Source organism: Novilysobacter longmucuonensis (assembly GCF_046600735.1).
In the GTDB taxonomy this organism is placed as follows: Bacteria; Pseudomonadota; Gammaproteobacteria; order Xanthomonadales; family Xanthomonadaceae; genus Novilysobacter_A; species Novilysobacter_A longmucuonensis.
Genome location: NZ_JBJMAW010000003.1, coordinates 200,092 through 212,369 on the forward strand (window position 1 = coordinate 200,092; position 12,278 = coordinate 212,369).

Annotated in this window: 11 protein-coding genes; 6 read left to right on the top strand and 5 right to left on the bottom strand. The window is 70.2% G+C overall.

The window, feature by feature from the left end; translation table 11 throughout:
- The first annotated feature begins 49 nt into the window (after positions 1–49).
- Both ku and ligD read left to right on the top strand, forming a co-directional pair.
- Positions 50–1,006 (top strand): non-homologous end joining protein Ku, encoded by a 957-nt coding sequence (ku, locus tag ACJQWM_RS04970; protein ID WP_332705181.1) that lies wholly within the window; start codon positions 50–52, stop codon positions 1,004–1,006.
- A 105-nt stretch (positions 1,007–1,111) separates the two neighbouring features.
- On the top strand, positions 1,112–3,673 hold the full coding sequence (gene ligD, locus ACJQWM_RS04975; protein ID WP_332705178.1) for a DNA ligase D: 2,562 nt from the start codon (positions 1,112–1,114) through the stop codon (positions 3,671–3,673).
- Between the two features lie 209 nt (positions 3,674–3,882).
- Here the strand turns inward: ligD and ACJQWM_RS04980 are convergent, their stop codons facing one another.
- Together ACJQWM_RS04980 and ACJQWM_RS04985 are read right to left on the bottom strand one after the other, a co-directional pair.
- Positions 3,883–4,140 carry a hypothetical protein gene (locus ACJQWM_RS04980; protein WP_332705175.1) on the bottom strand — a complete coding sequence of 86 codons (258 nt, stop codon included), beginning with the start codon at positions 4,138–4,140 and terminating at the stop codon, positions 3,883–3,885.
- Between the two features lie 205 nt (positions 4,141–4,345).
- Entirely contained in the window at positions 4,346–4,966 is a 621-nt protein-coding gene (locus ACJQWM_RS04985; protein WP_332705172.1) for an arylesterase, read from the bottom strand.
- Positions 4,967–5,213: 247 nt separating this feature from the next.
- On the opposite strand from ACJQWM_RS04985, the gene ACJQWM_RS04990 reads away from it, so the two are divergent.
- Positions 5,214–5,954 (top strand): ABC transporter ATP-binding protein, encoded by a 741-nt coding sequence (locus ACJQWM_RS04990; RefSeq protein WP_332705169.1) that lies wholly within the window; start codon positions 5,214–5,216, stop codon positions 5,952–5,954.
- A complete protein-coding gene (locus ACJQWM_RS04995) occupies positions 5,951–8,506 on the top strand; it encodes an ABC transporter permease (RefSeq protein WP_332705166.1) in 2,556 nt (851 codons plus the stop codon). The genes ACJQWM_RS04990 and ACJQWM_RS04995 overlap by 4 nt, the downstream gene beginning before the upstream one ends.
- 143 nt (positions 8,507–8,649) lie before the next feature.
- Here ACJQWM_RS04995 and ACJQWM_RS05000 read toward each other — a convergent pair whose 3' ends face one another.
- Both ACJQWM_RS05000 and ACJQWM_RS05005 read right to left on the bottom strand, forming a co-directional pair.
- Positions 8,650–8,925: a hypothetical protein gene (locus tag ACJQWM_RS05000; RefSeq protein ID WP_332705163.1), complete on the bottom strand. Its 276-nt coding sequence runs from the start codon at positions 8,923–8,925 to the stop codon at positions 8,650–8,652.
- Positions 8,926–9,091: 166 nt separating this feature from the next.
- A complete protein-coding gene (locus ACJQWM_RS05005; RefSeq protein ID WP_332705160.1) occupies positions 9,092–9,352 on the bottom strand; it encodes a hypothetical protein in 261 nt (86 codons plus the stop codon).
- Between the two features lie 169 nt (positions 9,353–9,521).
- Between ACJQWM_RS05005 and ACJQWM_RS05010 the strand changes: the two genes are divergently transcribed.
- Both ACJQWM_RS05010 and ACJQWM_RS05015 read left to right on the top strand, forming a co-directional pair.
- Positions 9,522–10,658 carry a class I SAM-dependent methyltransferase gene (locus tag ACJQWM_RS05010; RefSeq protein WP_332705157.1) on the top strand — a complete coding sequence of 379 codons (1,137 nt, stop codon included), beginning with the start codon at positions 9,522–9,524 and terminating at the stop codon, positions 10,656–10,658.
- A 162-nt stretch (positions 10,659–10,820) separates the two neighbouring features.
- The gene (locus tag ACJQWM_RS05015; protein WP_411306699.1) at positions 10,821–11,522 is read left to right on the top strand and encodes a pseudouridine synthase; all 702 of its coding nucleotides are present in this window, start codon (positions 10,821–10,823) and stop codon (positions 11,520–11,522) included.
- 193 nt (positions 11,523–11,715) lie between these two features.
- On the opposite strand, the gene ACJQWM_RS05020 is transcribed toward ACJQWM_RS05015, so the two are convergent.
- The gene (locus ACJQWM_RS05020; RefSeq protein WP_332705152.1) at positions 11,716–12,255 is read right to left on the bottom strand and encodes a DUF1415 domain-containing protein; all 540 of its coding nucleotides are present in this window, start codon (positions 12,253–12,255) and stop codon (positions 11,716–11,718) included.
- Between the last annotated feature and the right edge of the window lie 23 nt (positions 12,256–12,278).

Sequence of the window (12,278 nt, forward strand, 5' to 3'; positions counted from 1 at the left end):
GCTGTTTCGATACTGAAATGCCGCGCCACCGCCGCGTCTGGAGGTTCCCATGGCCCGCCCCGTCTGGTCTGGAACGCTGTCGTTCGGGTTGCTGAATATCCCGGTCTCGCTGATGTCCGGCGAGCGCCGCACCGACATCTCGTTCCGCATGCTCGACTCGCGCGACAACTCGCCGATCCGCTACGAGCGGGTCAATGCCGAGTCCGGCGAGGAGGTCGCCTGGAAGGACATCGTCAAGGCATTCGAGTACGACAAGGGCAGCTACGTCGTGCTCGACCCGGACGACATCAAGTCGGCCGCGCCGGAAAGCCACGGTGCGATCGAGGTCGAGGCGTTCGTCGATGTCACCGCGATCGGCCCGCAGTACTTCGAGAAGCCCTACGTGCTGGTGCCGGCCAAGAAGGCCGAGAAGGGCTACGTGCTGCTGCGCGAGGCGCTGGCCAGCACCGGCCGGATCGGCGTCGCGCGGGTGGTGATCCGCACCCGCGAGAGCCTGTGCGCGGTGATGCCGCAGGGCGATGCCCTGCTGCTGCTGATGATGCGCTACCCGCAGGAACTCGTCGACATCGGCGAGTACAACATCCCGGAGGGTGCGCGGGGTGATTACCGGATCAGCGACAAGGAGCTGGCGTTCTCCGAGCAGCTGATCGAGACCATGTCCGGCGACTGGCAGCCCGACCAGTACACCGACGAGTTCCGCGAGCGGCTGCAGGCGGTGATCACCAAGCGCATGAAGGCCACCGGCGTGGTCAAGCGCGAAGCCGAGGAGCCATCGGTGGCCGAGGATGCAAGCACCAACGTGGTCGACTTCATGGCGCTGCTGCAGCAGAGCATCGACAAGAACAAGCGGACCCCGGCCCGAAAGAGTGCCGGCAAGGCCGAGGACAAGCCGGGCAAGGACAAGCCGGCCAAAAAGGCCAGCAAGAAGGCCGCCAAGAAGACCCCCGCGAAGTCCCCGAAAAAGGCGGCCAAGAAAACTGCCGGCAAGAAGCGCAAGGCGGCTTGAGGATGACGGCGCGCCTTTTTCAGGTCTGCTCGCTCCATCTCGCAACACGGGAGTGTCGAGCCGGGGGTGCGGTCGCGGTCGGCTGCCCGAAATCGACCGCGCGCGATGACCCTGCGTGACTACGCCCGCAAGCGCCGCTTCGACCAGACGCCGGAGCCGGCCGACGACGCACCGCCGGCGCGGCGCGGCGGCAAGGCACGCCCCCGCCGCCCGATCTTCGTGGTGCAGCTGCACCACGCCAGCGTGCGCCACTACGACTTCCGGCTGGAGATCGACGGTGCGCTCAAGAGCTGGGCAGTGCCCAAGGGACCGTCGCTGCGGGTCGGCGAGAAGCGCCTGGCGGTGGAGGTCGAGGATCATCCACTGAGCTACGCGACTTTCGAAGGCGACATCCCGCAGGGCCACTACGGCGGCGGCCAGGTCGACATCTTCGATCGCGGCGTATGGGCCACCGATGGCAACCCGCTGGAGGCGCGGGCCAGGGGCAAGCTGGACTTCGTGCTGCATGGCGAGAAACTGCGCGGCGGCTGGAAGCTGGTGCGCACCGCCAAGCCGGGCAGCAAGCCGCAGTGGCTGCTGATCAAGCGCGACGATCAATACGCCGCCGACGTGGAGTCCGACGATCTGGTCGAGACGGTGCCGCCGGCGGGCTGGAAGGGGCGGCGGCCTTCGGGCTCTGTAAAAAAGACAGCGCCCGCAAAGGGCGCGAAGGTCGCCAAGGGCGCAGAGAAAAGCGCGCAAGCCAAAGCAGGAAAAGCAGCGAAGCGCCGCCCGCGCAGGATCGACTGGCGCAAACGGGCGCAGGCGCTCGACGGCGCCAAGTCCCTGGGTGGCGGCACCGAGATCGCGCCGCAGCTGGCCACCCTGCGCGAGTCGCCGCCCGCCGGGGAGGGCTGGCTGCACGAACTCAAGTGGGATGGCTACCGCCTGTTGGCCGAGATCAGGAACGGCCGCGCGCGGCTGCGTTCGCGCAACGGGCTGGACTGGAGTGCGGACTACCCCGACATCGCCGCGGCACTGGAGCGGCTGCGCCTGGACAGCGGCAGTTTCGACGGTGAACTGATCGCGCTGGACGAACATGGCGCCAACTGCTTCTCCGCGCTGCAGCGCACGATCCAGGGCACGGCCAACGCGACCCTGCGCTACGTCGTGTTCGACCTGCCGACGCTGGAGGGTGTCGACCTCACCGGCACCCGCCTGATCGAGCGAAAGGAACTGCTCGAGGCGCTGCTTGATACCCAGGACGATCCCATCCTCGCCTACAGCCGGCACATCGTCGGGCACGGCGCACAGGTGTTTGCCGCCAGCGGCGGCCAGAAGATGGAAGGCATCATCAGCAAGGCGGTCGGGGCGCGCTACCTGCCCGGTCGCTCCAGCACCTGGCTGAAGATCAAGCACGCGCAGACCGACGAGTTCGTGATCGTCGGCTTCACCGCACCCAAACGCTCGCGGGTGGGATTCGGCTCGCTGCTGATGGCCACCCGCGAGGCCGGCGCACTCAAGTACGTCGGCCGCGTCGGCACCGGCTTCGACGATGCCCGCCTGCGCAGCATGACCGCGCAGCTGCGCAAGCTGGTACGCAAGAGCCCGACGCTGACACTGCCGGCGCACATCGCACTGGCGCCGCGCGATGTCACCTGGGTCGAGCCGCAGCTGGTGGCCGAGCTGGCGTTCCGTGGCTGGGGCAAGGAGGGCCTGCTGCGCCAGGCCAGCTTCATGCGGCTACGCGGGGACAAGACCGTGGGCGAGGGTGCGCATGTGCAGGGCGAGCGCGCCGACCCGGACGGCGCAAGCGCGGTGCCGGAAACCAGGCTCACCAGCCCCGACAAGCTGATCTACCCGGCCGAGAAGATCACCAAGCGCGAGGTCGCCGAGTACTACCGCGCGGTCGCCCCGCAGTTGCTGCCGGAAGTCGCGCGCCGGCCGTTGTCGCTGCTGCGCTGTCCCGACGGGCTCAAGGGCCAGTGCTTCTTCCAGAAGCACCACGCCGACACGCTCGGCGGGCACGTGCATGCGGTGCCGATCAGGGAAAAGGACGGCAGCCATGACGACTACCTCTACATCGAGGACGTCGCCGGCCTGCTCGACCTGGTGCAGATGAACGCGCTGGAGCTGCACCCATGGGGCGCGCGCATCGACGATGTCGAGCGGCCCGACCGGCTGGTGTTCGACCTGGACCCCGGCGAAGGCGTGGACTGGAAGGCGATCGCCCGCGCCGCCCGCGACGTCCGCGACCGGCTGAAGGACATCGGCCTGCAGAGTTTCCTGCGCCTGTCGGGCGGCAAGGGCCTGCACGTGGTGGTGCCGATCGCGCCGGGGCCGGACTGGCCGCAGGCGAAGGCGTTCTGCGGCGCGTTCGCCGATGCGATGGCGACCCAGGCCCCGGACCGCTACATCGCCACCGCGACCAAGGCCAAGCGCCGCGGCGTGATCTTCATCGACTGGCTGCGCAACGGCCGCGGCGCGACCAGCGTGGCGAGCTGGTCGCTGCGCGCGCGCGCCGGCGCCGGCGTGGCCATGCCGCTGCGCTGGGACGAACTGGGCAGGACAAAATCCGGCGCCGACTACACCCTGGCCCGTGCACTCCGGCGCGCGGCGAGCCTGCGCAAGGACCCGTGGGACGGCTGGAAGCGCGCATGCAAGCAGAAGCTGGTGGAGCTCGGGTAGCGGTTGGCGTGCAGCTTATCGAGCTGGCGGGACCCCGGGACTCGCGACTCGCAAATCAAAAGCCACAGCAGGTTCTTCGCTGCCTCGGGACGACAATATGGGGTGATGCGGCAGGTACGCTAGCTTTATGCTCTTCCTGAGTCCCGAGTCCCGAGTCCCGAGTCCCGAGTCCCGAGTCCCGAGTCCCGCAGGTCCCGAGTCGCGCAGCCTCAGCGCTCGCCCGGCGGCAACGCGCACGACCAGGCGGCTTCGACCCGGTCGGCGACGTCGGCCCACTCGGTCCGGCTGCGCTTGCGCAGGCGCGACCAGCCACTGGCCAGTTCCGGCTCGACCTCGCTCCAGGCGCGGTCGCCGTAATGTCGGCGCGCCTCGACGCCGTAGGTCAGCGCGAGCGCTTCCTCGTCGCGGCGCAGCATCCGCCTGGGCGACGCGTCAGACGGTGTGCGGTCCAATGCACGCTGTTCCATGGCCCATCTCCCGAAATGAGCGGTCCTAGCTGATCGACCATACTCCCGCGCGGCGAAAATTAAACCCCTGCTGCACGGCCGTTCGTCGGCGCAATGAACCCTCTGGCGCGCGGAGCGGCCCCGGCTCATCGGTCGGGAGCGACCGGAGTGGCGACATCGCGGCTCGTCGATCGCCGCATCGCGACGGACATCGCCACTGAGCAGGCTAGTCCAGCAGCGGCGCCAGCGCCGGCCAGACGTGGTCGCGCAGCTTCGGCTGCGCCTCGGCCACCGGATGCAGGTTGTCGCTCTGGTAGGCCGCGCGGTCCAGCGCGAGGGGTTCGAGCAGGAACGGCAGCAGCGCGACATCGAAGCGCTCGGCCAGGGCGCTGAAGTTCTGCTCGAACGCGCGGGTGTACTCCGCACCCAGGTTGGGCGGCATGCGCATCCCGACCAGCAGCACCTCGGCGCCGGCGCCATGCGCGGCGCCCAGCATGCGGGCCAGGTTGATCCGGGTCTGCAGCGTCGGCAGCCCGCGCAATCCGTCGTTCGCGCCCAGTGCGATGACCACCACGTGGGGCCGATGCCGCCGCAGCTCGCCGACAATGCGCGCCGCGCCGCCGGCGGTGGTCTCGCCACTGATGCTGGCGTTGACCACGCGCCAGTCCGGCCTGCGCTCGGCGATGCGATCGGCGGTCAGTGCGACCCAGCCCTGCTGCGCCGACAGGCCGTAGCCGGCCGACAGCGAGTCGCCCATCACCAGCACCGTGCGCGCGGCCGGCGCCGGCTTTGCCGCTGCGGTCGATTGGGCGTGTACACCCGGCAACAGCCCCAGGAGCAGCGTCAAAACCAGCGCGATCAAACCGATGGCACATTGAACCCGGCGGCGCGATGCCGCATATCCTGACGTCACTGTTCGCATCTCCTCATGTGATCAATACCCCGGTCGTCATTCCCGCGAAGGCGGGAATCCAGTGGCTCTGATTGAGTCACAATTTCTGTGAATCGGCACTGGGCGCTGAAGTCGTTGGGTTCCCGCGTTCGCGGGAATGACGAGCAGAAGCCGGTCATCGACTTTTCCAACAAGGACCATCATGGCCGACAGCCTCCAACCGCAAGCTGAAGTTGCCGACACCAGGCCCACCGCCCTGCAGGTCAACAATCTCGGCAAGCGCGTGCCGCTGCCTTCGGGCGAGCTCACCATCCTGGACGGGGTGAGCTTCTCGATCGCGGCCGGCGATACGGTCGCGATCGTCGGCGCCTCCGGTTCGGGCAAGAGCACCCTGCTGTCGTTGATGGCGGGCCTGGATACACCGAGCCAGGGCAGCGTCACGCTCGATGGCGAGGTGCTGTCGGCGCTGGACGAGGATGGGCGTGCGCGCGTGCGGGGCGCGAAGGTCGGCTTCGTGTTCCAGAACTTCCAGTTGCTGCCGTCCCTGACCGCGCTGGAGAACGTGATGCTGCCGCTGGAACTGCGCGGCGACCGCGACGTGTCAACGCCGGCCCGGGCCATCCTGGAGAAGGTCGGGCTGGGCGCACGCCTCGGCCACTACCCGCGGCAGTTGTCCGGTGGCGAGCAACAGCGCGTCGCGCTGGCGCGGGCGTTCGTGACCCGGCCTTCGCTGCTGTTCGCCGACGAGCCGACCGGCAATCTCGACACCCACACCGGCCAGGCGATCATCGAGCTGCTGTTCGCGCTCAATGCCGAGGCCGGCACGACCCTGGTGCTGGTGACCCACGACGACCATCTGGCGGTGCGCTGCCGGCATCTGATCCGGCTCGACAGCGGCCGCCTGGTGTCGCAGGAACTGGCGCGGGACAGGCAGGCGGCATGACGGCGGCCGGAGTGGGGGTCCTGGCGATGGCGTGGCGCCAGCTGCGCCGCGATCTGAAGGCCGGCGACGTGCGCATCCTGCTGGCCGCGCTGGTGCTGGCGGTGGTGGCGGTGACCGCGGTCGGCTTCGTCACCGACCGCGCCGAACGCGCGCTGGCGATCGAGGCCAACCGGCTGCTCGGCGGTGACGCGGTGGTGCGCGGCAATGCGCCGATCGCCGGCGCGGTGGACGCCGCGGCGAATGCGGCGGGGCTGCAGCGCACCCGGACGGTCGAGCTCGACAGCATGATCCGGGTCGACCGCGGTGCCGAGGGCAACCTGCGCCTGGGCGAACTGCGCGCGCTCGGCGAAGGCTTTCCGCTGCGCGGCAGCTTCGTGATCGCCGAGCCCGACGGCGAGCGCGGCGAGATCGAGCGCGTGGCCGACGGCATCCCGGTACCGGGCACGCTGTGGATGAGCCGCGCCGGCGCCGACACGTTGGGCGCGCGGCCAGGCGACACCGTCAGCATCGGCCAGGCGCAGTTCACCCTGACCGCGCTGGTGGTGCAGGAGCCCGACGCCGCGCTCGACTACTTCAACGTCGCGCCTAAGGTGTTCCTCAACCTCGCAGACCTGCCCACCACCGGCCTGGTGCAGGAAGGCAGCCGGATCCGCTACCGGCTGGTGATCGCCGGCGATGCCGCAGCGGTCGAGCGCTTCGTCGCCACCGCGCGCGACAACCTCGGGCGCGGCCAGCGGCTGGAAACCATTGAACAGGCGCGGCCGGAGATACGTTCCGCGCTCGACCGTGCCGGGCGTTTCCTCGGCCTGGCCGCGCTGGTGTCGGTGGTGCTGGCCGCGGTCGCGGTGGCGATGGCCGCGCGCCGCCACAGCGAGCGGCATCTGTCGGGCACCGCGGTGATGCGCTGCCTCGGCGCCAGCCAGCGCACCCTGGTCGGGGTCCACGTCGGCGAGTTGCTGATGCTCGGGCTGATCGCCTGCACGATCGGGGTCGCGATCGCGTTCGCGCTGCAGTGGGCGATCGGCGGCTGGCTGGAGCAGGCACTGGAACTGTCGATCCCCGCCGCGGGGCTGATGCCGGCGCTGCAGGGCTATGGCGTCGGCCTGGTGGTGCTGCTCGCATTCGGCGCGCCGCCGGTGCTGGCCCTGCGCCGGGTACCGGCGCTGCGGGTGCTGCGCCGCGACCTCGACCCGACCGAGCCGAGCGCGTGGCTGGTGGCGCTGCTCGGACTGGCCGGGCTGGCCGCGCTGCTGTGGTGGAAGGCCGGCTCGCCGGTACTGGCCGGCGCGATGCTGGGCGGCATCGTCGCAACCTTCGCGGTGCTCGCGGCCCTGGCCTGGGGTCTGGTCCTGCTGATCCGGCGGCTGCGCCCGCACCTGCGCGGTAGCCTGCGCTACGGGCTGGCCAACGTGAGCCGGCGCGCCGGCACCAGCGTGGCGCAGATCTCCGCGCTGGGCCTGGGGCTGATGGCGCTGCTGCTGTTGACCTTCGTGCGCACCGACCTGCTCGATCGCTGGCAGCTGGCGCTGTCGGCCGATGCGCCCAACCGCTTCATCATCAACGTGCAGCAGGACCAGGTGGCTCCGGTGCGCGCATTCATGGCCGAGCAGGGCGTGGGCGAGCCGGTCTTGTTTCCGATGATCCGCGGCCGGCTGGTCGCGCACAACGGCGCGCCGGTGCGCGGCGACGACTATGCCGATCCCGCCGCCGATGCGGAACAAAGCCGCCGCGCGCAGCGCCGCGCCGACCGCGAGTTCAACCTGTCGGTGGTCGACACCCTGCGCGAGGACAACCGGGTCACCGCCGGCGCGTTCTGGGCGGCGCAGGGGCCGGCGCAGCCGGAAGTGTCGGTCGAGGAGGGCTTCGCCGAGAGCCTGGGCTGGCAGGTCGGCGACACCGTGGCGTTCGACATCGCCGGACAGCCCTTCGAGGCGACGATCACCAGCCTGCGCAGCGTCGAGTGGGAGAGCTTCCGCCCGAACTTCTTCGTGGTCGCATCGCCGGGTGCGCTGGATGGGTTCCCGGCCAGCTACATCACCGCGGTCAGCGTGGCGCCGACGCAGACCCGCTTCACCGCCGAGCTGGTCGAGCGTTTCCCGAACCTGTCGGTGATCGACATCGACGCGGTGCTGGCGCAGGTCCGCGGGACCGCCGACCAGGTGTCGCTGGTGGTCGAGGTGGTGTTCTATTTCTCGCTGGTCGCCGGCCTGCTGGTGCTGATGGCGGCGGTCAGTGCGAGCCAGGACGAGCGCCTGCTCGAAGGCGGGGTGATGCGCGTGCTCGGCGGCAGCCGGCGGCAGCTGCGGCTGGCCCAGGCCTCGGAATTCGCCGCGATCGGGCTGCTGGCCGGCCTGACCGCGGCGATCGCGGCGTCGATCCTGGCCGGCGTAATCGCGACCCGGGTGTTCGACCTGCCGTGGCAGGCGAACTGGTCGATGGCCGCGGTCGGCGGCGGACTGGGCGTGCTTGCCGCGCTGGCGGCGGGCATGTTCGCCACCCGTCGGGTCCTCGACGCCCCGCCGTCGGTCACGCTGCGCGAACTGCAGGGTTGACGCGGGCGCTGCGCCGGCGCGCCCAAAAAGAAGGGACGGCCGCTGGCCGTCCCTCCGGTTGTGCCGTCGACGCCGACGAGAGCGCCTCCGGCAGCAACGCTGGCCCGACTTTCGCCCGGCGTTAAACCGGGCGCTTTAAGCGGCTACTCGGTTTCCGGCTCGACCTCGGGCGGACGGAGCTCGTCGTTGTCGAGCGGCGGATCGGTCATGGTCGGGTCGTCGAGCGTGGGATCGTCGAGCGTCGGATCGTTCAGGGTCGGATCGTTGAGCGTGGGGTCGCTGGTCGCCGGGTCGGTCAGGACCGGGTCGGCGATCGCCGGCTCGGCCGGCAGCATCTCGGTGTCGTCGTAGCCATCGTCGGCGCAGGCGGCCAGTGCGACCGCTGACGCCAAGGCAAGGGTGAGTACGTGAAGCTTCATGGAGAACCTCCTGTGGGGCGACGCCCAGGTGGCGTCGAGGAGCGGTCGATCGACGTGCGCTTCGACCCTAGCGACCGGGATGTGGTCGTGGCGTGCTGAATGCGTTAAGGCGGATGGCTGCGACGACACCGCCGCTGAACGGCCGGGAGCGGCTTTGGTGGTCGACCTAGGGCGCAGCGGGCCCCGGCTCGGCCTGGAAGCGACGCGCGTAATCGCGTTCGCCGGCGATCCGCTCGACTTCGGCGTCGGCGGCGTCCGGCGCGGCATACACCGCGTACGCCACCTCACCCTCGCGCAGCCCGACATGGTGCAGCTTGTAGCGCGGCCGGCCGCTGCCGCCGTTCTCTGGATAACTGTGTGGCGGCTGGGCGCCGTCCAGATCCAGCTCGCTGTTGTCCACCGTGCCGCCGACAAAAAGGGCTCGCATTGCGTTCGCTCCGGTTGTGGAAAGGACACTCCGAGGGTGGCGCCGGCGATGTTGTCGGAGCATGAAAAGCCCGGCGGCGCGCCCGGCTGCCAGCGACAATGCATGCGCGGCCGGCGGTGCTGCACCGCAGGCGCGTAAAATCGGCGGCCTCCCCGATCCGATCCCGTGCATGCCGACCGCCGACCCCGCGCTTGAAACCCTGTTCCTGCCGTTGTCCGAAGGCCGCCTGGGCTGGCCCGGCGAGGGTGGAGCCGACCACAGCAGCGGCGTGCTGTTCCTGCGCGCGCGCGAAGGCGCGGCGTTGCACGCCCATCCGCGGCCGGGGCTGGTGGCCGAGCAGAGTTTCCGGCCGGATGCCGAGGCCCTGCAGCGCGCCGGCATCGAGCTGGCCGAGGGCACCGACCCGGCGCGGCGGTATCCGCTGGTGCTGGTGCTGCCGCCGCGCCAGCGCGACGAATCGCGCGCGCTGTTCGCACGCGCGGTCGCGGCCACGGCCGCGGGCGGACGGGTGCTGGCCTGCGCCGCCAACAACGAAGGCGCGCGCTCGGCCGAGGACGACCTGCGTCGGCTGGCGGGTCCGCTCGCCACGATCAGCAAGAACAAGTGCCGGGCGTTCTGGACCGCACCACTAGAGGGCCCCGCCGATGCCGCGCTGGCGGCGCAGTGGGCGGCGCTCGATGCGGTGCGGCCGATCGCGGAGGGCCGGTTCCTCAGCCGGCCCGGCGTGTTCGCCTGGGACCGCATCGATCCGGCGTCTGCGCTGCTGGCGCAACACCTGCCGGCCGACCTGGCCGGCCACGCCGCCGACCTGGGCGCGGGCTTCGGTTATCTCTCCGCCGAATTGCTGACGCGCTGCCCGCATATCCATGCGCTCGACCTGTTCGAGGCCGAACGCCGCGCGCTCGACCTGGCGCGGCGCAATCTCGCCGGCTTCGAGCAGCGCGCCGAGGCCGGCCCGCGCATCGGCTACCACTGGCACGACGTCACCACCGGGCTGCCGCAGGCCTATGACGTGATCGTCAGCAATCCGCCGTTCCACACCCAGAGCCGCGCCGACCGGCCCGACATCGGCCGCCGCTTCATCGCGGTCGCGGCCGAGGCATTGAAGCCGGGTGGACGGCTGTGGCTGGTCGCCAACCGCCACCTGCCGTACGAGGCGGTGCTCACCGACAGCTTCGGCAGCGTGCGCGAGGTGGCGCAGCGCGACGGCTTCAAGATCATCGAGGCGGTGAAAGCGCTGCCGGCCAAGCCGCAACGCGCGCCCAAGCCATTCGACCGGACCCTGTCGCGGAACGCCCACCGATGAAGCCGCCACGCCCGCGGACCGCTGCGCGCCTCTGTAGGAGCGGCTTCAGCCGCGATCACATGCCCGTGCGGAAGCGGATCTCCGGGATCGCGGCTGAAGCCGCTCCTACACGGTGCTCTTTATCCGCGTGTATCCGCGCCACGGCGGATACGGAGTGACTCTGTGAAGCTGGTCAGGCTCATCGCCAACCTTGGCTACGGCAGCCGCAAGCAGGTCAGCGCGATGTTCCGCGAGGGCCGCATCACCGACGCCGACGGCGAGGTGCTGTACGCCGACGACAAGGCCGAACACGCCGCGATCCGCATCGACGGCGAGCCACTCGATCCGCCCGCCGGGCTGACCCTGATGCTGCACAAGCCGCTCGGCACCACCTGTTCGACAAAGGACCCCGGGCGGATCGTCTACGACCTGCTGCCGCCGCGGTTCCGCCTGCGCGCGCCGCTGCTGTCGACCGTCGGCCGGCTCGACCGCGACACCAGCGGCCTGCTGCTGATGACCGACGACGGCCAGTTGCTGCACCGGGTCGTGTCGCCCAAGTCGCAACTCCACAAAGTCTACGAGGCGACGATGGCCGAGGACCTGCGCGGCGATGAAGCCGGCATCTTCGCCAGCGGCACGCTGATGCTGGAGTCGGAGACGACGCCATTGGCGCCCGCGGCGCTGGAGGTGGTCGATGCGCGGCACGCGCGGCTGACCCTGAGTGAAGGCCGCTACCACCAGGCGCGGCGGATGTTCGCCGCGGTCGGCAACCATGTCCAGGCGCTGCACCGCAGCCGGATCGGCGGATTGGGGCTGGGCGAACTGGCGGCGGGCGAGTGGCGGGTGCTGGGCGAGGACGATCTGGCGCGGCTGTTCAGCTGCTGACATGTCCCCCAAGGGGACTTCCTTCGGGGCGTAGGAGCGGCTTCAGCCGCGATCGGAACGCAGCAGGAGCGAAGTGGGTCATCCGACTCCGTCGCCACCGATCAGGTCGCGATCCGGATAGCCCTGCGGTCCCGGATGCGCGAAAAGCTCGCGGCTGAAGCCGCTCCTACAACTGATGCGCAGGCGCGTCTGGCTACGGATCCAGCAGCCGGCGGTAGCCGTCGATGCCCAGGCGCTCCAGGGTCTCCAGGTTCCGCTCCACGATCACGTCCGGATCGGGAAACGCCTCGACCGCGCGCTCGACGCTGGCCTCGCGCAACAGATGCAGCATGGGATAGGGCGAGCGGTTGCTGCAGTTGCCCGGGTCGTCGAAGGCGGTGCCGGCGAACCGGTAGTCGGGATGGAAGCTCGCGATCTGGATCTCGCCCTCCAGCCCGAGCGCATCGACCGCGGCATCGGCCTGGTCGAGGAAGTCGTTGTAGTCGTGGAAATCGACCAGCACCTGCGGGTGGATCAGCAGCGTGGTGTCGACCACAGCCGGGTCGGTGTCGTTGAGCCAGGTCAGCTCGTCGGCGAGTTCGGCCAGCAGCGCATCGGCCGTGCTCGCCTCGCTGAGCACGTAGCGCACCTGGTCCTTGACGTGGACCGCCTTGGCGAACGGGCACAGGTTGAGCCCGATCACCGCGCGTTCGAGCCAGCGGCGGGTCGCGGCAATGGGGTCCTGGTCGGTCAACGCGCCAAGGTCCGGGTCAGCGT

Coding starts and splice junctions, on each gene's coding strand:
- ku (WP_332705181.1), top strand. CDS start 50: ATGGCCCGCCCCGTCTGGTCTGGAACGCTGTCGTTCGGGTTGCTGAAT.
- ligD (WP_332705178.1), top strand. CDS start 1,112: ATGACCCTGCGTGACTACGCCCGCAAGCGCCGCTTCGACCAGACGCCG.
- ACJQWM_RS04980 (WP_332705175.1), bottom strand. CDS start 4,140: ATGGAACAGCGTGCATTGGACCGCACACCGTCTGACGCGTCGCCCAGG.
- ACJQWM_RS04990 (WP_332705169.1), top strand. CDS start 5,214: ATGGCCGACAGCCTCCAACCGCAAGCTGAAGTTGCCGACACCAGGCCC.
- ACJQWM_RS04995 (WP_332705166.1), top strand. CDS start 5,951: ATGACGGCGGCCGGAGTGGGGGTCCTGGCGATGGCGTGGCGCCAGCTG.
- ACJQWM_RS05000 (WP_332705163.1), bottom strand. CDS start 8,925: ATGAAGCTTCACGTACTCACCCTTGCCTTGGCGTCAGCGGTCGCACTG.
- ACJQWM_RS05005 (WP_332705160.1), bottom strand. CDS start 9,352: ATGCGAGCCCTTTTTGTCGGCGGCACGGTGGACAACAGCGAGCTGGAT.
- ACJQWM_RS05010 (WP_332705157.1), top strand. CDS start 9,522: ATGCCGACCGCCGACCCCGCGCTTGAAACCCTGTTCCTGCCGTTGTCC.